The sequence below is a fragment of the Microbacter margulisiae genome (assembly GCF_014192515.1).
Classification (GTDB): domain Bacteria; phylum Bacteroidota; class Bacteroidia; order Bacteroidales; family Paludibacteraceae; genus Microbacter; species Microbacter margulisiae.
Window position 1 is genome coordinate 1723639 of sequence record NZ_JACHYB010000001.1, and the last position, 22184, is coordinate 1745822.

General features: G+C 38.2%; 29 protein-coding genes and 4 tRNA genes. 10 read left to right on the plus strand and 23 right to left on the minus strand.

Features of this window, described 5'->3' with window-relative positions; translation table 11 throughout:
• Nucleotides 1–6: 6 nt before the first annotated feature.
• From rplA to rpsU, 12 genes are all read right to left on the minus strand, one after another.
• Complete coding sequence (gene rplA, locus FHX64_RS06960; protein ID WP_183413058.1) at nt 7–705, minus strand: 50S ribosomal protein L1; 699 nt, start codon at nt 703–705, stop codon at nt 7–9.
• 11 nt (nt 706–716) lie between these two features.
• Nucleotides 717–1160: a 50S ribosomal protein L11 gene (rplK, locus tag FHX64_RS06965; protein ID WP_183413059.1), complete on the minus strand. Its 444-nt coding sequence runs from the start codon at nt 1158–1160 to the stop codon at nt 717–719.
• Nucleotides 1161–1210: 50 nt separating this feature from the next.
• Nucleotides 1211–1756 (minus strand): transcription termination/antitermination protein NusG, encoded by a 546-nt coding sequence (gene nusG / locus FHX64_RS06970; RefSeq protein WP_183413060.1) that lies wholly within the window; start codon nt 1754–1756, stop codon nt 1211–1213.
• Between the two features lie 9 nt (nt 1757–1765).
• Nucleotides 1766–1960: a preprotein translocase subunit SecE gene (gene secE / locus FHX64_RS06975; protein ID WP_183413061.1), complete on the minus strand. Its 195-nt coding sequence runs from the start codon at nt 1958–1960 to the stop codon at nt 1766–1768.
• A 22-nt stretch (nt 1961–1982) separates the two neighbouring features.
• Nucleotides 1983–2055 (minus strand) — tRNA-Trp (locus tag FHX64_RS06980).
• Nucleotides 2056–2201: 146 nt separating this feature from the next.
• On the minus strand, nt 2202–3389 hold the full coding sequence (tuf, locus tag FHX64_RS06985) for an elongation factor Tu (RefSeq protein WP_183413062.1): 1188 nt from the start codon (nt 3387–3389) through the stop codon (nt 2202–2204).
• 52 nt (nt 3390–3441) lie between these two features.
• Nucleotides 3442–3513: transfer RNA gene (locus FHX64_RS06990), tRNA-Thr, on the minus strand.
• An 82-nt stretch (nt 3514–3595) separates the two neighbouring features.
• Nucleotides 3596–3668: transfer RNA gene (locus FHX64_RS06995), tRNA-Gly, on the minus strand.
• A 14-nt stretch (nt 3669–3682) separates the two neighbouring features.
• Nucleotides 3683–3764: transfer RNA gene (locus FHX64_RS07000), tRNA-Tyr, on the minus strand.
• A gap of 271 nt (nt 3765–4035) precedes the next feature.
• A complete protein-coding gene (gene hpf / locus FHX64_RS07005; protein ID WP_183413063.1) occupies nt 4036–4332 on the minus strand; it encodes a ribosome hibernation-promoting factor, HPF/YfiA family in 297 nt (98 codons plus the stop codon).
• Complete coding sequence (locus FHX64_RS07010) at nt 4329–5222, minus strand: tyrosine-type recombinase/integrase (protein ID WP_183413064.1); 894 nt, start codon at nt 5220–5222, stop codon at nt 4329–4331. Before FHX64_RS07010 ends, hpf begins: the two co-directional genes overlap by 4 nt.
• Nucleotides 5223–5276: 54 nt before the next feature.
• Nucleotides 5277–5468: a 30S ribosomal protein S21 gene (gene rpsU, locus FHX64_RS07015; RefSeq protein WP_183413065.1), complete on the minus strand. Its 192-nt coding sequence runs from the start codon at nt 5466–5468 to the stop codon at nt 5277–5279.
• Between the two features lie 373 nt (nt 5469–5841).
• Here rpsU and FHX64_RS07020 point away from each other — a divergent pair, with 373 nt between their 5' ends.
• From FHX64_RS07020 to tig, 4 genes are all read left to right on the plus strand, one after another.
• Complete coding sequence (locus tag FHX64_RS07020; RefSeq protein ID WP_183413066.1) at nt 5842–6414, plus strand: YceD family protein; 573 nt, start codon at nt 5842–5844, stop codon at nt 6412–6414.
• 13 nt (nt 6415–6427) lie between these two features.
• The gene (rpmF, locus tag FHX64_RS07025) at nt 6428–6613 is read left to right on the plus strand and encodes a 50S ribosomal protein L32 (RefSeq protein WP_183413067.1); all 186 of its coding nucleotides are present in this window, start codon (nt 6428–6430) and stop codon (nt 6611–6613) included.
• 272 nt (nt 6614–6885) lie between these two features.
• On the plus strand, nt 6886–7905 hold the full coding sequence (locus FHX64_RS07030; protein ID WP_183413068.1) for a beta-ketoacyl-ACP synthase III: 1020 nt from the start codon (nt 6886–6888) through the stop codon (nt 7903–7905).
• Between the two features lie 86 nt (nt 7906–7991).
• Entirely contained in the window at nt 7992–9332 is a 1341-nt protein-coding gene (gene tig, locus FHX64_RS07035) for a trigger factor (protein ID WP_183413069.1), read from the plus strand.
• Between the two features lie 54 nt (nt 9333–9386).
• Here tig and FHX64_RS07040 read toward each other — a convergent pair whose 3' ends face one another.
• The 5 genes from FHX64_RS07040 to mce all read right to left on the minus strand — a co-directional run bounded on the left by FHX64_RS07040 (nt 9387) and on the right by mce (nt 12985).
• Nucleotides 9387–10070, minus strand: coding sequence for a phosphatase PAP2 family protein (locus tag FHX64_RS07040; RefSeq protein ID WP_183413070.1), 684 nt, complete (start codon nt 10068–10070; stop codon nt 9387–9389).
• Between the two features lie 169 nt (nt 10071–10239).
• Complete coding sequence (locus FHX64_RS07045) at nt 10240–10656, minus strand: biotin/lipoyl-containing protein (RefSeq protein ID WP_183413071.1); 417 nt, start codon at nt 10654–10656, stop codon at nt 10240–10242.
• Between the two features lie 82 nt (nt 10657–10738).
• Complete coding sequence (locus tag FHX64_RS07050; protein WP_183413072.1) at nt 10739–10924, minus strand: hypothetical protein; 186 nt, start codon at nt 10922–10924, stop codon at nt 10739–10741.
• 18 nt (nt 10925–10942) lie between these two features.
• Nucleotides 10943–12496 carry an acyl-CoA carboxylase subunit beta gene (locus tag FHX64_RS07055; RefSeq protein ID WP_183413073.1) on the minus strand — a complete coding sequence of 518 codons (1554 nt, stop codon included), beginning with the start codon at nt 12494–12496 and terminating at the stop codon, nt 10943–10945.
• Between the two features lie 81 nt (nt 12497–12577).
• Nucleotides 12578–12985 (minus strand): methylmalonyl-CoA epimerase, encoded by a 408-nt coding sequence (mce, locus tag FHX64_RS07060; protein WP_183413550.1) that lies wholly within the window; start codon nt 12983–12985, stop codon nt 12578–12580.
• A 481-nt stretch (nt 12986–13466) separates the two neighbouring features.
• Between mce and FHX64_RS07065 the strand changes: the two genes are divergently transcribed.
• Nucleotides 13467–14663 carry a C1 family peptidase gene (locus FHX64_RS07065; protein WP_183413074.1) on the plus strand — a complete coding sequence of 399 codons (1197 nt, stop codon included), beginning with the start codon at nt 13467–13469 and terminating at the stop codon, nt 14661–14663.
• A gap of 141 nt (nt 14664–14804) precedes the next feature.
• On the opposite strand, the gene FHX64_RS07070 is transcribed toward FHX64_RS07065, so the two are convergent.
• Both FHX64_RS07070 and FHX64_RS07075 read right to left on the minus strand, forming a co-directional pair.
• Nucleotides 14805–15053, minus strand: a complete 249-nt coding sequence (locus tag FHX64_RS07070; protein WP_183413075.1) for a hypothetical protein — start codon at nt 15051–15053, stop codon at nt 14805–14807.
• Between the two features lie 69 nt (nt 15054–15122).
• On the minus strand, nt 15123–15542 hold the full coding sequence (locus FHX64_RS07075) for a DUF3788 family protein (protein ID WP_183413076.1): 420 nt from the start codon (nt 15540–15542) through the stop codon (nt 15123–15125).
• 288 nt (nt 15543–15830) lie between these two features.
• Here FHX64_RS07075 and FHX64_RS07080 point away from each other — a divergent pair, with 288 nt between their 5' ends.
• From FHX64_RS07080 to FHX64_RS07095, 4 genes are all read left to right on the plus strand, one after another.
• Nucleotides 15831–16328 carry an RNA polymerase sigma factor gene (locus FHX64_RS07080; protein WP_183413077.1) on the plus strand — a complete coding sequence of 166 codons (498 nt, stop codon included), beginning with the start codon at nt 15831–15833 and terminating at the stop codon, nt 16326–16328.
• A 2-nt stretch (nt 16329–16330) separates the two neighbouring features.
• A complete protein-coding gene (locus tag FHX64_RS07085; protein ID WP_183413078.1) occupies nt 16331–16807 on the plus strand; it encodes a hypothetical protein in 477 nt (158 codons plus the stop codon).
• An 89-nt stretch (nt 16808–16896) separates the two neighbouring features.
• The gene (locus tag FHX64_RS07090) at nt 16897–17343 is read left to right on the plus strand and encodes a DUF6108 family protein (protein ID WP_183413079.1); all 447 of its coding nucleotides are present in this window, start codon (nt 16897–16899) and stop codon (nt 17341–17343) included.
• Nucleotides 17344–17491: 148 nt separating this feature from the next.
• Nucleotides 17492–18430 carry a PorT family protein gene (locus FHX64_RS07095; protein WP_183413080.1) on the plus strand — a complete coding sequence of 313 codons (939 nt, stop codon included), beginning with the start codon at nt 17492–17494 and terminating at the stop codon, nt 18428–18430.
• Nucleotides 18431–18566: 136 nt separating this feature from the next.
• On the opposite strand, the gene FHX64_RS07100 is transcribed toward FHX64_RS07095, so the two are convergent.
• The 3 genes from FHX64_RS07100 to FHX64_RS14330 form a co-directional block, all read right to left on the minus strand.
• Nucleotides 18567–18722: a hypothetical protein gene (locus FHX64_RS07100; protein ID WP_183413081.1), complete on the minus strand. Its 156-nt coding sequence runs from the start codon at nt 18720–18722 to the stop codon at nt 18567–18569.
• Nucleotides 18723–18887: 165 nt separating this feature from the next.
• Nucleotides 18888–19232, minus strand: a complete 345-nt coding sequence (locus FHX64_RS07105; RefSeq protein ID WP_183413082.1) for a hypothetical protein — start codon at nt 19230–19232, stop codon at nt 18888–18890.
• Nucleotides 19233–19455: 223 nt separating this feature from the next.
• Nucleotides 19456–19653, minus strand: coding sequence for a hypothetical protein (locus tag FHX64_RS14330; RefSeq protein WP_246392333.1), 198 nt, complete (start codon nt 19651–19653; stop codon nt 19456–19458).
• A gap of 124 nt (nt 19654–19777) precedes the next feature.
• Here FHX64_RS14330 and FHX64_RS07115 point away from each other — a divergent pair, with 124 nt between their 5' ends.
• Nucleotides 19778–20992: an IS256 family transposase gene (locus FHX64_RS07115; protein WP_183412745.1), complete on the plus strand. Its 1215-nt coding sequence runs from the start codon at nt 19778–19780 to the stop codon at nt 20990–20992.
• A gap of 220 nt (nt 20993–21212) precedes the next feature.
• Here FHX64_RS07115 and FHX64_RS07120 read toward each other — a convergent pair whose 3' ends face one another.
• Nucleotides 21213–22178 carry an IS4 family transposase gene (locus FHX64_RS07120; RefSeq protein ID WP_183413083.1) on the minus strand — a complete coding sequence of 322 codons (966 nt, stop codon included), beginning with the start codon at nt 22176–22178 and terminating at the stop codon, nt 21213–21215.
• Nucleotides 22179–22184: the final 6 nt, after the last annotated feature.

A 22184-nucleotide genomic window follows, 5' to 3' on the forward strand; every position in this document is an offset into this window, starting at 1 on the left:
ACTTTTTTAGTTTTCTTCAACCGATTTAGGGTCAATTTTTACACCAAGACTCATTGTACTTGAAAGATAAATGCTTTTCAAGTAGGTACCTTTTGCCGTTGCCGGTTTCAGTTTGATAAGCGTTTGAATGAATTCTTTTGCATTATCAGCGAGTTTATCAGCATCAAACGACACTTTTCCGATAGAAGCATGAACAATTCCGTTTTTATCAACCTTGAAATCGATCTTACCTTGTTTTACTTCCTTCACAGCTGTAGCAATATCGTTTGTAACTGTGCCACTTTTAGGATTTGGCATCAAACCACGAGGGCCTAATACACGTCCTAAAGCGCCAATTTTTCCCATAATTGCCGGCTGGGTAATAATTACATCGATATCAGTCCATCCGCCTTTGATTTTCTCAATATATTCGTCCAAACCAACAAAGTCTGCTCCTGCAGCTTGAGCGTCAGCTTCTGCGTCAGGTGAACATAATGCGAGAACCCTAATTTGTTTTCCCGTTCCGTGTGGAAGCGAAACGACACCACGAACCATTTGATTGGCTTTTCGTGGATCTACGCCTAAACGCACATCGAGGTCAACGGATGCATCAAATTTAGTAAAAGTAACCTCCTTTACCAAAGCAGATGCTTCCTTAAGAGAGTAGGATTTCCCGGCTTCAACTTTGCTATTTGCCAACTTTTGATTTTTCGTTAGTTTACTCATGTCGAAAGTTTTTAATTATTTCCGGGTAGTTGTCCTTTAATGGTAATCCCCATACTACGTGCAGTACCCGCCACCATACTCATTGCAGACTCAACTGTAAAGCAATTCAAATCGATCATTTTATCCTGAGCGATTTGCTGAACTTGCTCCCATGTTATTTCTGCAACCTTTTTACGGTTGGGTTCCGCTGAACCTCCTTTAAGTTTTGCTGCTTCCAGAAGTTGAATAGCAACCGGTGGAGTCTTTACAACAAAATCATAGGATTTATCAGTATAATAGGTGATGACCACAGGCAAAATCTTTCCTGCCTTTTCTTGAGTTCTGGCATTAAATTGCTTACAAAACTCCATAATATTGATCCCTTTTGATCCTAAAGCCGGGCCAACAGGGGGTGATGGATTTGCGGCACCACCTTTTATCTGCAATTTAATAAGTCCTGCAACTTGTTTTGCCATTGTTTTGAAATTTAATAATTAATACCAGAGTGAATCATGCGTAACCACAATCACTCTTTTTCTACCTGCAAGAAACCTAATTCCAAAGGAGTCTTTCGCCCAAAGATTTTCACCATTACTTTGAGCTTCTTCTTTTCATTATTTACTTCTTCCACTACACCGCTGAAGCCTGTAAAGGGTCCAATGATCACTTTTACGTTCTCACCAACTGAATAAATCAGGTCAAGTTCTTCGCCTGCCTCTTGTAATTCATCCATCGCCCCTAAAATACGATTAACCTCAGAAGATCGTAAAGGTGTCGGCGTATCATTGCGTTCACCGAGGAACCCGAGAACATTAGGCATTTGCCGCAATCGATGCGCAATATCACCAATTAAATTTGCTTCTACCAAAATATAACCCGGTAAATAGCTCTTCTCCTTGGTAATACGTTTTCCGTTGCGAACTTGCACAACTTTTTCGGTTGGAATGAGTACCTGAGATACATATTGTCCAAGATTTGTATTCTTGATTTCTGCATCAATATACTCTTTCACTTTATGCTCCTTCCCGCTTATGGCACGAAGAACATACCATTTATGTGCAGTCTCAGCCATAAGTTCTCCTTAAATAATCTGTTTGTAAATAATCTTCATGATGTTCTCGAACCCTAAATCCATAAGCCATACTACCAATGCAATAATTAGGGAAGCAACTAATACAACTACAGCACTGTTAGTAAGTTCTTTGTATGTTGGCCATGTTACTTTATGAACGAGTTCAGTGTAAGACTCCTTAACGTAATTAATTACTTTGTTCATAGCAAGTAGTTTTCTTTAAATGCACGGGTCGTAAGATTCGAACTCACGACACTCGGTTTTGGAGACCGATGCTCTACCAACTGAGCTAGACCCGTAAAAATAAACAGTTTATATAGAAATACTGTTTGATTAGGATTGAAGATCCTGACAAGTAATTCTCATGTCAGGATCTTCAAAATAATTTTTATATCAAATCTAACAATCTAAATAATAAATACATCAGATCAATAGATCGATTTAATTAGTCAAGAAGTTCAGTAATCTGTCCAGCACCAACTGTACGGCCACCTTCACGAATAGCGAAACGTAAACCTAAGTCGCATGCAACCGGATAGATCAATTCAACCGTAATGGTCAAGTTATCACCAGGCATTACCATCTCAGTTCCTTCAGGAAGAGTAATTTCACCAGTAACGTCCAACGTACGGATATAGAATTGAGGACGATATTTATTGTGGAAAGGAGTATGGCGACCACCTTCTTCTTTTTTCAAGATATATACTTGAGCTTTAAAGCGTGTATGCGGTTTTACTTTACCCGGGTGGCAAATTACCATACCACGTTTAATTTCATCTTTATCAATACCTCGGAGCAATAAACCTACATTATCACCAGCTTGTCCTTCATCCAAAATTTTGCGGAACATTTCAACACCAGTAACTACTGATTTCTTCCCTTCAGCTCCTAAGCCTATGATTTGGACTTCTTCGCTTGTTTTAATAATTCCGGTTTCAATACGCCCTGTAGCAACAGTACCACGACCAGTGATCGAGAAGACATCTTCTACCGGCATCAGGAATGGCTTATCAATTTCACGAGCTGGCAGAGGAATCCATGTATCTACAGCATCCATCAATTCCATCACTTTATCTTCCCATTGTGCAACGCCATTCAAAGCGCCTAATGCGGAACCACGAATAACAGGAGTATTATCACCGTCAAATTCATAGAATGAAAGCAATTCACGCATTTCCATTTCTACCAAGTCAAGCATTTCTGGGTCATCTACCATGTCGCATTTATTCATGAAAACGACTAGTTTCGGAACGTTTACCTGACGAGCCAAAAGAATATGTTCACGCGTTTGAGGCATAGGACCATCTGTTGCAGCTACCACAATGATTGCACCATCCATTTGAGCAGCACCCGTAACCATGTTTTTTACATAGTCAGCGTGGCCCGGACAGTCAACGTGCGCATAGTGACGATTTGCAGTTTCATATTCTACGTGAGCAGTATTGATGGTAATACCACGTTCTTTTTCTTCAGGTGCGTTATCGATAGAATCGAACGAACGTACTTCTGAAAGTCCTCTTTTTGCTAATACAGTAGTAATAGCAGCCGTTAACGTCGTTTTACCGTGGTCAACGTGTCCAATGGTACCGATATTAACGTGCGGTTTCGTCCTGTTAAAATGTTCTTTTGCCATAACTCAGAAAATTATTTTATTAATAAATAGATGTGGGTCTCATCGTTCTTTGAGCTGTTGATGGGACTTGAACCCATGACCTCTTCCTTACCAAGGAAGTGCTCTACCGCTGAGCTACAACAGCAAAATGCTGTTTCTCATTCACACCAACCTTAACATCACAAGGTTGATTTATTTCAAAAAACGGCAAACTTACTTTGCCTTTGAGCGGGAAACGGGACTCAAACCCGCGACCCTCAGCTTGGAAGGCTGATGCTCTATCGACTGAGCTATTCCCGCAATAAATTTTTACGTGGGCAGTGATGGATTCGAACCACCGAAGGCATCGCCAGCAGATTTACAGTCTGCCCCATTTGGCCACTCTGGTAACTGCCCTTTATATTTTTAATCTTCGCAATTCAGATTCACATAGTTTTTTTGAAAAATTCAAAGCCATATATCTATGTAAATTCCTCGTTAATACCAATTAAAAGCCGTTTTAACTTTCACTGCTAAAACGGCTTGCAAATGTATGCCTTTTTTTTGGAAGTACAAAATCTTATTTCTCTTTTCTACAAAAAAAATTACGAATACACGCTCCCTATTCTCATCTTAGACTAATCACTATTTAAAAATACACTATATAACAAATTAATCTTCAGGGAAATTACTGTTTAATTTTTTCTTTGTATTTCATGATTTGTTTTTCAAGTGCTTCGACTGCAGTATCAACCGCTTCTTCAAAAGAATCACACACCTTTGAGGCAAAAAGTTCTTGTCCTGGCACATTAATACGAACTGATGCTTCTTTATTTGCTATTGTTTCAGGCTTTACCACTTTCAAAATAACATCAGATGTAATTATATCATCAAAAAAATGTTCGAGCTTTGTTACTTTTTTCGTAATATGCTCTTGCAGTTTTTGTGTAGCTTCAAACTTAATGGATTGAATGTTAACAGTCATGGGTGCCTCCTTTTTTGTGCCCTTGGATGGGCTTGTTTATAAATGGTTTGTATTTGATCAAACGTAGTGTGCGTATATATTTCAGTAGCTGACAGGTGGCTATGGCCTAATAATTCTTTAACAGCATTCAGCTCGGCTCCATTATTTAACAAGGTCGTAGCAAATGTATGCCTTAACACATGTGGGCTGCGCTGCGTCAATGTGCTTACTCCAGAAAAAGCACTGTGTACCTTATTATATATGAGCTTCGAATAAACCGGAACTCCAGTTTTTAATGTGATCAATCTTTCAGCAGGATGATCAATAGCTTCATCTCGAAGAGTCATATATTTTCTGATAGCATTTCGCAGTGTCTCTCCAAATGGGATAAGACGCTCTTTGTTTCGCTTGCCAAGAACGCGTAAAGTTTTCCGGTCAAAATCAATATCAGAGTCTTTAATGCCAATCAGCTCCGAACAACGAACCCCCGTTTGATACAATATTTCAATGATCAACTTATCTCTTGCTTCCTCAAAAGTTTTCTCGAGCATATTGCTACTGACAAAATTAATCTCTTTTCCCTTAAAATACAAGGGAAGTGGCTTTTTTGTTTTGAGAGAAACAATCTTTTTAGTTGGATTATGGTTGAGCAATAATGAATGATTCAAAAATCGATAAAAGGACTTAAGAGTCGAGACTTTTCGATTTACAGAACGGGGGGAATCTCCTTCTTCTAAAAGAAGAACAATCCATGCGCGTATCTCATCCGAAGTTACAGTCGACGGATCAAAGGCTTCAACGTCATGAGATACGAAACCGGCAAATTGGATTAAATCTGTACGATACGACATCTCGGTATGAGACGAAAATCCTTTCTCATACCGTAAATATTGCAAGAAACGGTTAATCATAGAAGCAAAGGAATTGCTACAAAGATAACCTAAAAACGCAAAGGAAGGATGATTTTATTCCTGATTTTGCTGCAATTTTTGAACATAAGCCGCATGAATCAATTCTTCACGACGCTCTACAGAAGGCTTAGAGAAGGCTTGGCGTCTTCTTAATTCTTTTACCACCCCGGTTTTTTCAAATTTTCTTTTGAACTTCTTCAAGGCTTTTTCAATGTTCTCGCCTTCTTTTACAGGAACTACAATCATATCAATAAATCAAGTTTTGTTAAATGTTTAATGAATTGTGGCTGCAAAGGTAAGGAAAGGTTCTGAATTGTACAACATCATGAAAAAATTATTTTACCAATTTATTTCAGGCAAGTATGGTTAATAGCTACATCATGTTATCCAGGCATTTCTTCTTTCTACAAAACGACAAGATATTATAAACAAAATTATTATTGCTTTGTGAGTACGTTTTATTTGGACGCACAACAAGACAAAAATAATAGCCTTGAAACAACTATATAACAAAGGACATCTGTTAAAACGGCACACTTTCAAGAAAAAAGCGCAATCCTATGATTAAAGTACAGAGATTTTTATATACCTTTGCACGGTTTTTATTGTTGCATGAACTGTGGGAAAATTTGAAGCATATTCGATTCCTTTAAAAGCAATTACTGCTGGTAGTCATACATTTAAATACGATTTAAATAATGATTATTTCGCAAAGATAGATAGCGCTGAAGTACGGAAAGGTAATCTTCTGGCTGTTGTTGTCGCTAAAAAAAACAGTACAGGCTACGAACTCATGTTTGATATAAATGGGATTGCCATTGTTCCCTGCGATCGATGTTTAGACGACATGGAACAGCCAGTCTCAATACGTGAAAAGTTATTGGTCAAATTTGGCAAAACTTTTTCTGAAGAAGGTTCGGATGTTGTGATTGTGCCTGAAGACGAAGGAGAAATCAATGTTGCATGGTTTTTGTATGAGTTTATAGCTTTGGCTATTCCTATGAAGCATGTGCATCCTCCTGGAAAATGCAACAGAGCAATGACAACGCAATTACGAAAACACACGACAAAAAGATCTGATGAATCGGAGGAGGATCTATCAACTGACGACAACGAATCTTATTCAGAACAAAACGAACAAGAATATGATGCACGGTGGAGTAAGTTGAAAGATTTAATAGATAACGACTAAAACTGATATAAAAATGGCACATCCAAAAAGAAAACATTCAAAACAACGTACAGCAAAAAGAAGAACGCATGACAAAGCAGTTGCGCCAACATTAACCGTTTGCCCAAATTGTGGTGCGATGCACATTTATCACACTGTTTGTGGTGCTTGTGGTTATTATCGTGGTAAATTGGCAATCGAAAAATTAGCAACTGCATAAGGGCTACGTTAGCTTTTTGTGCTGACACAGATTAAAAAATGCCCTAAAACCCTGCTGTTTTTAGGGCATTTTTTATCCGATAGCTTTTCCATTAGCCTTGAATAAATGAATATGCATGTTTGATAACATATATCATTCGTTTTTACAACATACTCGTTTCATTTACAGTATCTGATCTGCACATTACACAAGCAACTGTTTGCATATTTACATTTTAACAGTCAGCTATGTGAATTCAAAAACGATTATATTAATCACTAACCAAATTCCTCATGAATAAGATTTTTGCCAAAATCACAGGAATAGGGATGTACATTCCCGATTATGTCCTAACCAACGACGAGCTTTCGCGTATGGTAGATACCACCGATGAGTGGATTATGACACGTATTGGCATCAAAGAGCGTCATATCCTGAAAGAAAAAGGATTAGGCACCTCTTTCCTGGCTGCCAAAGCCATAGAGCAACTGCTCAAAAAAACTCATACAAAGCCTGAAGAAATTGACGCAATTGTCTGTGCTACAGTTACTCCTGATCACAATTTTCCATCTACTGCGATTTTAGCTGCAGAACGGGTTGGTATTAAAAATGCATACGCATTTGATCTGAGTGCTGCGTGCTCAGGGTTTACATTTGGATTAGAAAATGCTGCCGCTTTGATTGAATCCGGAAAATACAAAAAAGTAATTTTAATCGGAGCGGATAAATTGTCTTCCTTCGTAGATTATACAGACAGAAGCACGTGCCCTTTATTTGGTGATGGTGCAGGAGCAGTCTTATTAGAACCCACGGAAGAAGAAGTAGGATTGATAGATGCAAAACTATATACTGACGGTGTGGGATATCCTCACTTACACCTAAAAGCTGGTGGATCAGTATTTCCGGCGTCTCACGAAACTATTGATGCCCGACAACATTATATTTATCAAGAGGGACAGGTAGTATTTAAATATGCTGTCACACGCATGGCTGATGTATCAGCTGAAATTATGGAACGGAATAACCTGACTCACGATGATATTGCTTGGGTTGTTCCTCATCAGGCTAATTTACGTATTATTGATGCTGTGGCTAACCGAATGGGAGTTCCTAAAGAAAAGGTGATGGTAAACATAGAAAAATTTGGGAACACAACGGCTGCAACATTGCCATTATGCCTTGCCGAATGGGAGCCTAAACTGAAAAAGGGAGATAAAATCATTCTTACTACTTTTGGGGGAGGCTTTACCTGGGGAGCAGCCTATGTCATATGGGCGTATGATGGAGAAGAAATGACACCAACAAAAAAATAATTGTTACTATTTATATCTGGACTATTTTTGCCCAATTCGTTTAGCATTTAGTTCCACTCTGTTTTAAACTAAAAAATTATTTTCAGATGAATATCGTCAGAAAAGACACTGATGCATTAAACGCACAACTATATGTGCAAATCTCCTCAACGGATTATGCCGAAAAGGTTGAGAAAACATTAAAAGAGTACAAACGCAAAGCTAATGTTCCCGGATTTCGTCCGGGAATGGTACCGGTAGGCTTACTGAAAAAAATGTATGGGAAAGCTATTTTGGCTGAGGAAGTAAATAAGATTGTCAGTGAAGCACTAGATAATTATATTCGCGAAAATAATCTGAACCTATTGGGAGAAATATTGCCGAACGAAACCAACCAAGGAACAATCAATTTTGACACGGATGAATCATTCGAATTTGTTTTCGATTTTGCTGTGGCTCCTGAGATTAACCTGGAACTTAGTAAAAACGACTCTATCTCCTATTACAATATCGAGATAAATGGTGAAATGATCGATGAACACATTCAAAGTCTGCAAAACAATTTAGGCTCTAATGTTGATAGTGAAATCGTTGAAGAAAAAGATTTAATCACAGGAAGCCTGGAAGAAATTTCAGGCGCTACAGAAAAATATTTGGTCGAAGAAGCTAATATATCTTCTGCATTTCTAAAAGAAGAGCAGAAGGCTTTATTTATTGGGAAAAAGATCGGCGATGTAATCACATTCAACCCGCTTACCGCTTTTGTTAATGAACAAGATGCAGCTACACTATTGAATGTAGAAAAAGAAAATATTGCAAACTTTGCATCAGACTTTATTTTCACTATTCAAAAAATTTCGCATTTTCAACCTCATCCGTTAGATCAGGAGTTTTTTGATTTAGTATATGGGAAAGAAGTGGTCTCAAGTGAAACAGAAGCACGTGAAAAAGAAAAAGAATCCATCCAGGTCATTATGGAAGAAAACAGCCTCTATCGTTTTGAGGACGACGCACGTGCATATGTATTGAACCAATTAACTAATGTGGCATTCCCTGAAGCCTTTTTGAAAAGATGGTTGCTAAAAACCAACAAAGATATCACAGAAGAAATCATTGAAAAAGAATTCAGTGGCATGTTGGATGTACTCAAATGGCAACTTTTCCGAAATCAACTTGCTGTCAAAAATGAAATCAAAGTTGAGCAACAAGATTTGGAATCGTATGCAAAACGGATGTTGAAAGCACAATATGCTCAATATGGGATAACCAATTTCCCTGAAGATCTACTGGCTGAATATGCTAAAGAGACACTGAAAAAAGAAGGACAAGCAGAAAAGTATTTTGAAGCTATTTTGAATGAAAAAGTTGCAGCGGCCATTAAAGAGATGGTTACGCTTAATGTCACTCTAATTTCATTTAATAATTTTCAGTCATTACCTCGCATTTAATTCCGAATCTATAAAAAAGAAGTGGCAATCACTTGTGATTAGTCGCTTCTTTTTTTAATAATACATGCAGGAAAGGAGTACTATGAGACTGAAGCCAATTGCAATTAAAAAAAATGCCAATTCGTCTTTAAAAGGCATGCGAGCAGGAGTAGCAAGCCATTGTATCCTTCTAAAATGGTGGGCGATAGAAGTCATAAAATAATACACAAATCCTCCGGAGAAAAAACCAACCACAATACCGCCTAACACATCCAATGGGAAATGTACACCCAAATACATGCGTGAATAGCAAGTCACTGCTGCCCAGAGAAAAAAGAGAAAAGCCAATAACCGTTTTCTGATCAATAAAGTAACAAAGAAAGAAGCTGCCATAGTATTGGCCGCATGCGAGGAGACAAATCCATACAATCCTCCACGGTAATTATGAACCAAATGCACCATGGATTGTATTGCCGGATCATGCGTAGGCCTCAATCTTGCCACCAATGGTTTGATTAAACCCGAGGCAAGTTGATCTGCCAAAGCAATCGTCAAAGCCAGGAAAACGATATAAACTAACGCTTTTATGCCATTATTTTTCCACAAATAAAAAATCAGTAAAAGCGACAAAACCACAGGAAATAAACGGCTAGAGATGAGCCAAAAAAAAGAATCAGCCCATTGACTGTGCCAGCCGTTGATGGTTAATAAAAGATGTCTATCCCAATTGATTAAAGCACTAAGAGAAGTTGCCTGCATGCGTTTTTAATTTGAATCTTCTGAATAAAAAAGAGATACTCCCTGATCTGTAACATACAAGATTCAGAAAAGCATCGCTGCAAATGTAACAAAAAAAAGAGGAAGCTATCTTCCTCTTTTTTTTGTTACATGTTTTTATGCAAAACATACAATGAATGTTACATAACATTTATCCGATAACCATCAGATCAACGCCTTCAAGTACAGAGTCGCCTTTAGCTACTTTAATCTCCACCACTTTACCATCACGGTCAGCATTAATAACGTTTTCCATTTTCATAGCTTCAAGTACCATAACTTTCTGACCTGCCTTCACTGCATCTCCTACTTTGACAGCAATATCAAGAATGACTCCTGGTAGTGGCGATTTAATAGCACCAGCAACTTCTCCAGCCGGTACATGAGCTACCTGTGAAGCAGCAGCTACGACAGGACGTACAATAGCTTGAGGAGCTGCTTTAACCGGTTTCTCCATTTCAACCTGATAAGCAACACCATTTACTTCGACCGAAGCAACGGAATCTTCAACACTGATAATGTTGACTTTATATTCCTCTCCATTAATTTTATAAGAATATTCTTTCATGCAAAAATAATTTTTTAAGTGATTTCACCTGGTTCGATTGTTCTTCATTATTATTCCAAACAAATATCGAGGACAAAGTTAATCAACGTTTTTTTACAAATATGGGTTGACGCATCAACAGGACTTTAGAACTCCATGGAGAATAACCAAAGTTGTTGTACTGAATAGTAAGCACATTGCTTTCAACATCATGTACTTCCTCTGCCATTTCGTGTAAAGCCAATCCAATGGCAGCCAAAGCAGTTTTGTCTACTTCTTCTTTTTTCATAATCCTCAATTTTAGAAATTATAATGGAAGATTACCATGTTTTTTCGCTGGATTTATTTGTCTTTTCGTAGCCAATTGTTGTAATGCCCGAATAACACGGAAACGAGTATTACGCGGTTCAATCACGTCATCAACATAACCATAACGTGCAGCATTATATGGATTTGAGAAAGCATCGCGGTATTCCTGTTCCTTTTGAGCTACGAATGCTGCAGGGTCTTCTGCATTAGCAGCTTCTTTTGCGTAAAGAACTTCAATAGCACCGGAAGCACCCATTACAGCAATTTCAGCAGAAGGCCACGCATAGTTGATATCACTACGCAAATGTTTTGAACTCATTACAATATATGCGCCACCATACGCTTTGCGCAAGGTTACTGTAACTTTTGGTACAGTGGCCTCACCATAAGCATATAACAGCTTAGCTCCATGTACAATAACACCATTATATTCTTGACCAGTTCCAGGTAAAAATCCAGGTACATCAACCAATGTTACCAAAGGAATATTAAATGCATCACAGAAACGAACAAAACGGGCTGCCTTGCGTGAAGCATTTGAATCAAGAACTCCTGCCAAAACTTTTGGTTGATTAGCTACAATTCCGACAGACATGCCATTGAAGCGCGCAAATCCAACAATAATATTTTGTGCATAATCACGATGTACTTCCAAAAACTCTCCATTATCAATGATACTTCCGATCACCTCATACATGTCGTATGGTTTATTAGGATTATCTGGAATTACTTCATTCAAAGCATCTTCTAAACGATCAATAGGATCTTCACATGCTTTCAGGGGAGCTTCTTCCATGTTATTTTGAGGAATAAAGCTCAGTAAATGACGGATCAAAGAAATGCCATCTTCTTCAGTGTCAATAGCGAAGTGTGCTACGCCAGATTTTGAGGCATGCACGCTGGCACCCCCCAGTTGTTCTTGTGAAACATCCTCTCCAGTTACGGTTTTTACAACTTTAGGCCCAGTTAGGAACATGTAGCTTGACCCTTTAGCCATAATCGTAAAGTCAGTCAAAGCAGGTGAATAAACAGCACCGCCGGCAGAAGGGCCAAAAATTGCCGAAATTTGAGGCACAACACCCGAAGCTAGAATATTACGTTCAAAAATTTCCCCGTAACCTGCTAACGCATTGACACCTTCCTGAATACGAGCACCACCTGAATCATTAATACCAATAACAGGAGCACCCATTTTCATAGCCTGATCCATGACTTTGCAAATTTTCAAAGCCATAGTTTCAGACAAAGATCCTCCAAATACTGTAAAGTCTTGTGCAAAAACATACACCAAACGACCTTCGATAGTTCCGCTTCCGGTTACAACACCATCGCCAAGATAGCTTTCTTTTTCCATGCCAAAGTTGGTGCAACGGTGTTGCAAAAACATGTCAAATTCTTCGAAACTACCTTCGTCAAGCAACATGGCAATACGCTCACGTGCAGTGTATTTTCCCTTTTTATGTTGTGAATCAATTCGCTTTTGACCACCACCCAGACGTGCTTTCGCACGCAAATCGATGAGTTCTTGTACTTTATTGAGTTGATTGCTCATAAGAAATAAATTTTTGATTAGAAATGAGATTCTTAATAAAACGGAGAACGACTCTCCTTTATTGTCTGATGTGTCACTTCCTTATTTTGGTTGTTCACATAATTCTGTCAAAACACCTAATGTAGATTTTGGATGCAAAAAAGCAATGTTCAAGCCTTCAGCCCCTTTTCGCGGTGATTTGTCAATAAGTTGTATCCCGTCCTCTGCTAAAACATTTAATTGCTCCTGAAGACCTTTAACTGCAAAAGCAATGTGATGAATGCCTTCCCCCTTTTTTTCAATAAATTTCCCTACTGGCCCTTCAGGATCAGTAGCAGCTAATAGTTCAATCTTCGTTTGACCAATTTTGAAGAAAGCAGTTTTTACTTTCTGATCAACGACCTCTTCAACAGCATAACATTTGCTGCCCAACAACTTTTCGTAGTACGGAATGGCAACGTCAAGATCTTTGACGGCAATGCCAATGTGCTCAATGTGTGATGGCTTCATGTGGTAATTTTTTTTACGACAAGGTTTTGTGAAATTTACATCGTAGTTCATTCAATATTGGAGAATGATCGATTGCTCATTTCATTACTAACCGATTAATTGAATTACATTTACGGAATAATTTCTTTAATTGTTCCTTGTGTGCAAAGTTACAGGAATAATTATACATTGCCTAACCATAAGTGCTTTTTTTTATTTTACTTGGATAAAAAAACATATCAAGTTGGTTATCTGTTCCATATAGGCTTAAAGTAACAATTGGACAAGTTCTTTTTACCAATTCCTAAAGCCAATTAAACACTTTCTTAACAGTGGCAAAAAGAGGGATATGCCAGTTTTTCAAAAAGGAAATTTTATCTTTGTCGGTCCTTAGAAGACATCCAACAAAATCACATAATACAAAGCAAAATAAATCAATCAATTAAGACAAAACAACATAGCAATCATCCAAATTTTTATTTTTAATTAAAACAACCCGTTTATGAAAAAAATGACTTTACTCATCGTATTAACCCTTATCGTGGGTACGATGATGGCGCACGAAAAAAAGAAAGCTCCGACAGAAGAAGGTTTTGTATTCACCACCGTTAAAGCCAATCCGATTACATCTGTCAAAAACCAAGCCAACTCAGGTACCTGCTGGGACTATTCCGGGTTAGGTTTTCTTGAATCAGAATTGTTACGTATGGGGAAACCAGCTTATGACCTCTCTGAAATGTTTATCGTTGATCATGAATACCAGGAAAAAGCGATTAAATACGTCAGAATGCATGGTAAGCTTAATTTTGGCCCCGGTGGGGAATTCTGGGATGTATTCGACATTATCAAAAAAGATGGCATTGTTCCAGCATCTATTATGGAAGGTCTTGATTATGGAGACACACTAAATAACCATGGCGAATTGGATGCAACAACATTGGCTTATGTGAATGCAATTATAGCAAATCCGAACAAACACCTTTCTACAGCATGGTTCAATGGATTCAAAGGAATTTTAACCGCCTATCTCGGCGCTATCCCCGACACATTCATTTACAAAGGAGTTCGATATACACCAAAATCTTTTGCTGCATCGTTAGGTTTGAACATGGACGATTATGTTTCCATAACATCGTTTACGCATCATCCGTTTTATCATCCGTTTGCACTCGAAATTGAAGACAACTGGCGTTGGGCTAAATCCTATAACGTTCCGCTTGACAGTTTGATGGCAACCATCGATTATGCCATCAATCATGGATACACAGTCGGCTGGGCTGCCGATGTAAGCGAACGAGGATTCACCCGTCAGGGCATCGGAATTGTTCCTGATGTAAACCCTAATGTGTGCCCTGCTGGAACAGACGAAGCAAAATGGATCGGGATGACCCCGAAAGAACGTGCAAATTTGGTATACACAATTACCAAACCTGTCCCTGAAAAAGTTATCACACAAGCTATGCGTCAAAAAGCATTTGATAACTATGAAACCACAGACGACCATGGTATGCAGATTTTCGGCATTGCCAAAGATCAGAATGGGAACAAATACTATATGGTCAAAAATTCATGGGGTACACAAAATAAATACAAAGGTATCTGGTATGTTTCGGAAGCATATGTTCGTTATAAAACCATCGACATTGCCATCAACAAGGCTGCCGTACCGGAACCAATCCGTCAAAAACTTGGATTCTAAACCCTTTATCATAAGGACAAGGCACCAATCGTCAATTGAGGATTGGTGCCTTGTATTTTAGATAAATGCATTAATTAGAAGTTGTTTACGTAGCATATTGCATAAACAACTTAAAATTTTGGTCTTTGGTTCTACCAATAATCATAAACCAATCAATAATCGTCCAAATACCAAACCCGTTTCACCCAGCATAAAACGATCAATGCCAGAGGAACCAAAACAAATTGAGATCACAAAGAGAATGATCGGATGTTTATAATTCAACGAATGCAGCAGAAGAAATTTATTATCATCCAGACTCTCAAGCTGGGAATAAAGAACCGCTTGTGCAGTTGACGGAAATTTATCACGCATAGTAGCAATAAAAAGATCAATTTTAGCCTGTTCCATACTTTCAAATTTTAAACGTTATCATACCTAATTGAATTTTACCCAAAGAATTTGTGGCTCTGAATCGAATTATTCCACTCTGAGACGTATATCGATCAGCTTCTCTATATCTCGTAAATCAGTTGATTTATTGACAGACAAATAAATCCATTTCCCTTCATGAATCAACTCTGTATCCCGGATTAGATTACTTGTCTGTTTGCTGATATCTTGCATCAATGCATATTCAACCTGATGCCCGTTCAGAATAATCTGAACCGTAAATCTGTTTTTATCAGGGTACAATGCAATAATGGATTTCCCATTTTTAGTAAAACGTAGCGCCCAACCATAATTTACTCCGTAAAATTTAAAATCTCCTTTCAAATACAGGTTGGTTGTTAGATGATGAAGCAGAAAATTCCATTGTGACCCAACCTCGCCAAGCACATCTTTGAGATCGGTATCATCAGGTTTCACGTTTTTATCAACAAAAAATCCTTTACTCATCGGAGATCTTCTTTAGAGTGACTTATTCAAAAAGACGCAATATCTTATTTTTTATTTCTCCACAAACACACAGTTATTTTCTAATAAAAACATCTTTTTATAAACATTTTTTATCAAAAAAATACAATCCGGCATATCACCTACCTTCACTCTTTTTATAGAGAATCTCAAACCCTTTTTGTAGTTTTGCTTCTCATTATCTCACAGAATATCAATCATCACCAGATAATTTACAGAAAAATGTCACGACGGATGTTATAAATTCGTGTCTGTTCCGTCATAAATACAATGAGTCCCGAAAAGTTTAAGGCAGAGATACTGCCGCTACGCGAAAGATTGTTTCACATAGCATGGAAAATGCTTGAGGAGAAGCAAGATGCTGAGGATGCTGTACAAGAGGTATTCCTTAAACTGTGGCACATCCGCGAATCATTGGGACAGTACGAAAGCACCACTGCATTTGCAACAACAATGACTAAAAATCTTTGTATCGACAAACTAAGGGGACGAACGTATGAAGACTCTCTTGATGACGAACTTTACAGGCAGGCGGGACCCGATAATCCGTACTTGGAACTGGAACGCAAAAACACCGGACAGATTCTGCGAGTAATCATCGACAGGTTACCGCCCTTACAACAGGCCATCATCAGGATGAAAGACATTGAAGAATATGAAGTGGAAGAGATAGCTGAAATTACAGGAACACAACCTGAAGCCGTCAGGATGAACCTGTCAAGGGCACGCAAAAAGGTGAGGGAAGAATATATACGATTAACTCGATAGCAATGAACAAAATGATAAAAAAAGGACTTACCACAATAGAAGCGGAAAATTTACTGGAGAAATATTATGAAGGCGCTACTACCGTGGAAGAAGAAAGACAACTGCAACAGTTCCTTTCGCAAAAGGATTTGCCTCTGCGTTTTGAAGCTGACCAGGCAATATTAGGCTATTTTGCTGAATCCAGACCAGAAACAAAGAAACAGGCATCAATCGTTTCTTTTATCCGATGGAGCAGCGTTGCTGCAACTTTATTGGTTGGCTTCTTCCTGGCAAAATTCCTGTTCAGCAATCAGGTACAACTGAATTATGCATATGTGAATGGCCAAAAAATCACCAACATCAAAGAAATAAAGGCTCAGGCAATGGCCTCGCTTCAGATTATCGCCTCATCCCCCGATGAAGTGCAGGCATCAACACGGGATCTTAACAATAATGAAATAATCAATCAGGAGCTTGCTGTATTTAGCAGCAATCATTAAAACAAACAACATGACTCAAAGCAAGATCTTTCGATTTAGCATGCCGGATTTTGCCTGTCAGTTTTAATCAAATATAAAAAACAGAACAGATGAAACGCTATTATGTATTGCTACTATTGATCATGTCGTTCTTTCCGTTGCATCTTCTTGCACAAAAAGATCTACAGATCAGCAAAGTATTTGACCTTTACGGGAAGAAGAAAGGAGTGGTGATGGTAGAACTTTCCGGCGAAGCACTGGAGAATTATGATTTGTCATTCTTCAAAAGTATTGTGATTAAAGATGATCCATCAGCTGCCTCGTTTATCAAGCAATGCCTTGATCAGGATCAGAAAGGGGCAAAAAAGATCAAACAGGTAGTCGCCAATGGAGTGTTGACTTCCGAATTTTTGGTGCTACCTCCTAAAGGGAATGAAAACCGGATTATTTTATACAATGAATCCCCACTCGCTGGAAAACAGATCACACTTATCTATCTCGAGTCAAAAACCGATCCGGGGGAAGTACTCAATTTGCTGCTAAAAAAGAAACAATAAACATTATTCACCAACAAGGTTGCAAGACAGGCTAATATACTTTTCGCTGCAACCCACAACTCAGAGATTATAAAAAGAACAGGAAGCTAAGGCTGTAATGCAGTTATGACAGTTTCCTGTATTCATTAAAAAATAAAATTACTATCGTATGAAAAAGATTATTTTTCTCTCGTTTTTGATTCTCGTGATAGGATCTTCGGTTTTTGCTTCAAATTTGGCTCCAGCCGACACAACCATTCTCTTCAATCATAAGTTGATTAAAGTAGAAGAAGAGAATGACCAGATAAAAGTCAATGTGTACAATGCTACTACTCTGTCCGATACAGTCCCTGAAAAGAAACTGTATGAAGGAATTTACAGCAATGGGAAAAGCTACGAGAAATGGACGGTAATGGAAGAACTGGGCATCCAGCTACCTTCGTTTCTTAACGGAGGGGGAAAAAAACATAAACATTTCGGTTCTGCTATGAAGCCTCACTGGGCAGGCTTTGGAATTGGATTCAGTAATTTAACCGACGGCTCGTTCCACATGACCAATGTGGATGGAATCACTTTGAAAGCCGATCAATCAACAGAGTGGTTTATCAACCTGTTTCAACATATCATTCCGCTCTACAATAATAATCTCGGACTGACTACCGGATTGGGAATGAGTTGGTATACATTCCGTCTCGACGACAATACCCATCTGGTCGATGTCAATGGGGTGACTCAGGTTGCTCCGGCTCCGGCAGGAATAAACTATCAATATAGCCGCCTAAAAGTGACTTATCTGACGATTCCCGCCTTACTCGAATGGCAACCTTTTGAAGGCAGGGCACATGCTATCTATTTGTCGGCTGGTGTAGTGGCAGGTATCAAAACATTTTCTTCCTACAAGGTCTGCTACAATGATGCTTCCGGCCATACGGTCAATAATGTAGAAGCCAGAGGACTAAATACCAATCCAATCAGCATCAACTATATGGGACAAATTGGAATCGGGTCAATCAGTGTTTATGCAAAATATTCTCCGACTAATCTGTTCCAGTCAGGGAAAGGGCCTTCTGTCAGGCCAGTTTCCCTTGGATTGATACTTCATTTCTGATAAAAAGCAGGAAGGCATTATTTGCCGGAGCCTGACAATCCAGATTCCGGCATTTTTTGTGTATAAGATTGCTGGATAGATGAAAATCGCAATTGTCTGTATGTATGAACAACCCATACACGAATCGTTGGTTTGGTCATTTCAACAGCACATTGTTGACATAAAGATGATAAGACCCGGCGACAATATTGGAATAGCTGGCATCGGAATCGGAAAAAGAAGGCAAATAACTATTCCCCGTAAGCGTCCAGGCAAAAACATGTATTAGGATAGTTTGTATCGACCACTTCATGCTTCCAATAGCTTAATGCAAATAGATTTATTTTTAAGGCCAAAGATACAACGCTTCCTGAAAAAAAAGACACAGCGAGGCCTAAACACCAAATTGAATCGAATGAAGAGCAAACTCATAAAGAACTTGATTCAGTTTATTGGACAGACTCATAGAATCGCCTGCTTAAAGATAAAAGTTCCCTACTAAAAAAGTTTTAGCGCCTGCTAAAAGATAAATTACCAGGGTAAAAGGAATTATTACCAAGGTAAAGAGAAAAGATACCGAGGTAATAAGAATAGATACCGGGGTAATAAAAGACGTTACCCTGGTAACAAGAAACGATACTGGGGTAATAGAAGGCGTTACCCCGGTAATAAAAGAAGATACCGAGGTAACAAGAAACGATATCCCGGTAATAAAATACGTTACCAAGGTAATAAGAAACGATACCCCGGTAAAAGAAATAATTACCCCGGTAAAAAGAGAAGATACCGGGGGTAATAAAAGTTCCAGGCTTAAGATAGCCAATATCTTGAATATGTTATAAAGATATATCAATGAATGTATTGTGTGTTTTGATCCTTTCGTTATATCACGAAAGAGAATGAGAAAGATGATTCATAAATATAACTCTGGCAAAGGCATTTACACAACGGGTAATAAATTACGAGTGTTCGGAAGATTGATATATTGCTGTGATAAGCGTTCTTTGATATATATTTTTTTGATTGATACTGATTGCAGTCTTTTTTTAACGGAATACCAGCGATGGATCACCGCCACAAAAACGGACAATCAAGGCTATAATCAATTCATCCAGTTCAATGCCAAATCGTCTTTTGGCTGTTTTATAACCGACATTATTCAATCGCTTGTAAATCAACAACAACATGGATAGAATTAAAGTCATATAGAGAATAATCTTTATTCCGTTTTCATTGGTTGACATAAAGTGGCTGAAGTTCAATTCTTGTTTTATAAAACGGAAGAATACTTCAATATCGAGACTGTAAATTAAACTGTGTCAGTAAAGAATAAAATAATTTTATAACTTTACAATACAGTTTATTTTTATGGAAGAATTTGATTACAAGGCTTTTCAAGCCAAAGTTTTAGAACAGATAAAATCTGGCAAACCCCTTTTAGGCAAAGATGGTGCCTTTGCGCCCTTGTTAGAAAATATTCTAAATGCAGCTTTAGAGGGAGAAATGGATGCTCATTTAGATGAAGATGAGCGTAGTTTAGGCAATCGGCGCAATGGACGTATGTCCAAACAAGTTCAAACCCAATTGGGTGAAGTCACCGTTCATACACCCCGTGACCGCCATTCCAGTTTTGAACCTGAGTTTATAAAGAAACGTGAAACAATACTTGCAGAAGGTGTTGCAGACCGTATAATTGGTCTTTATGCCTTGGGGAACAGTACTCGGGAAATAAGCGATTGGATGGAGGAAAACCTTGGAAACAGGGTTTCTGCTGACACAATCAGTTCCATAACAGACCGGGTTCTGCCAGAGATTCAGTCCTGGCGTAGCAGGTCATTGGATAGTGTTTATCCAATTGTTTGGATGGATGCCATTCACTACAAAGTGATGGACGAAAAGAATCGCCCTGTAACACGAGCCATATACAACGTATTGGGTGTTGACCGTAACGGTTACAAAGATTTGCTTGGCATGTATATTTCCAAAAGCGAAGGAGCTAACTTTTGGTTATCGGTGCTCACCGATCTTCAATCAAGAGGAGTAAATGACATTCTAATAGCCTCTACGGACAATCTTAGTGGCTTTTCAGATGCTATAAAAAGCGTATTTCCACACACAGTAGTTCAAACTTGTGTGGTGCATCAAATCCGCAATTCAATTAAATATGTTGCAAGTAAAAATCAGAAAACGTTCATGAAAGATTTGAAGCTTGTTTATCAAGCAGTAAGCAAAGAGCAGGCAGCAATCGAACTCGATAATCTTGATTCAAAGTGGGGAAAGGATTATCCAATTGTCATTAAATCATGGCGTGATAATTGGGAAAAACTAACCGCTTATTTTGAGTTTTCTGATGCTATCCGAAGAATCATATATACCACCAATACCGTAGAAGGCTATCACCGTCAGATAAGGAAAGTTACCAAAAACAAAGGTGTTTTTACCAATGATACAGCATTGGAAAAATTGGTGTATTTGGCCTATCGCAATATCCGGAAAAAATGGACTATGCCTCTGTCAAACTGGGGGTTAACTGCACAACAACTGGCGATTAAATTTCCTGAAAGGTTTAATTTATTTGAATAAAATCACAACATCAAACAAATATCCAGGCATTTTTCTTAGTTTTGCTTCCACCCAACAAAACGATGGTGAAACTTTGTGCCATTGTAATAAAAAACGATTAGGGGGTCGACCCCTAACCGTTTTTGCCCAACAAAACTCAGGATCTTCATTATCCATTATAAAAAATCGGATTAATTGAGTATCTGAAATTTGATAAGAATTGAAACTGACACAGTTTATTTTACGCTACCTCAATATCCCAGCGTTTGCGGTATAAAGCAGTTATATTCTCAGCTGTTTCCCCTTTCAGATTGGTCAGAAACAAGAGGGTTTCTCCATCCTTGTTTTCGGTAGTTATCAGTCTGAAGGTTTCCCTGGTCAATTCTCTGGTTTTTCTATTATTGACCCGAGTATACAGATAAACGATTTCATCTTTAAGTAATTTCAAATCTCCGATTAATCTGTCGCCTTGTTCAAGAACTTCTACACTTTGATACGAAGCACCTGGATTCAAACGGGTAACAAAATCAATAGTATCACTTTGGAGTTCATCGAAAACACTTCGTTTATTGACTCCACGGTCAAATACATAAACCTGTTGCTTGTATTTGTGTGCATGATCTTTTATAACCTGTGGAATAGTAAGGCATTCATTGAGTTGACTTTGATCTAAAAACAGTTCCACATTACAGGGAAGTATGCCCTCAAATGCAACTGTAAACTTGGCTTGTTTTTTTGTAACTTTCTTGTTCCCGATTTTACCAACTCTCATTCCTTGTGACAGACGGGATGAAGTTTCAGCAACCATTGTTGAATCAACCCGGACAAGATTATATTTATCAAGTTCTTGCTGAGAATATAATTGACTAAGCTGATTATAAAAATGCTCGAACAGTTTTTCAAAGAAGCTAACGTCCATTATTGATAATCGCTCCGAGATAGAACTATAACGGACGGTTTTGCTTTGATCCAGATTGAATAAAAATTTAAATTTTACGCTATTAAAGATATCCTCCATTGTACGCAAACTGGTACGATCAGACTCTAATAAGGAATAGAGGATCATGTAAAACATGGAACGTCCATACAAAACCTTTGTGCAATAATCCACGTGGGTATTGGCGGCCAACGTACTTATTTTCTCATCAGGGATAACACTCAACAGTTCTTTTACTGTTATGTTTTTAATTGACTTATTTGGGTGCATCTAAAC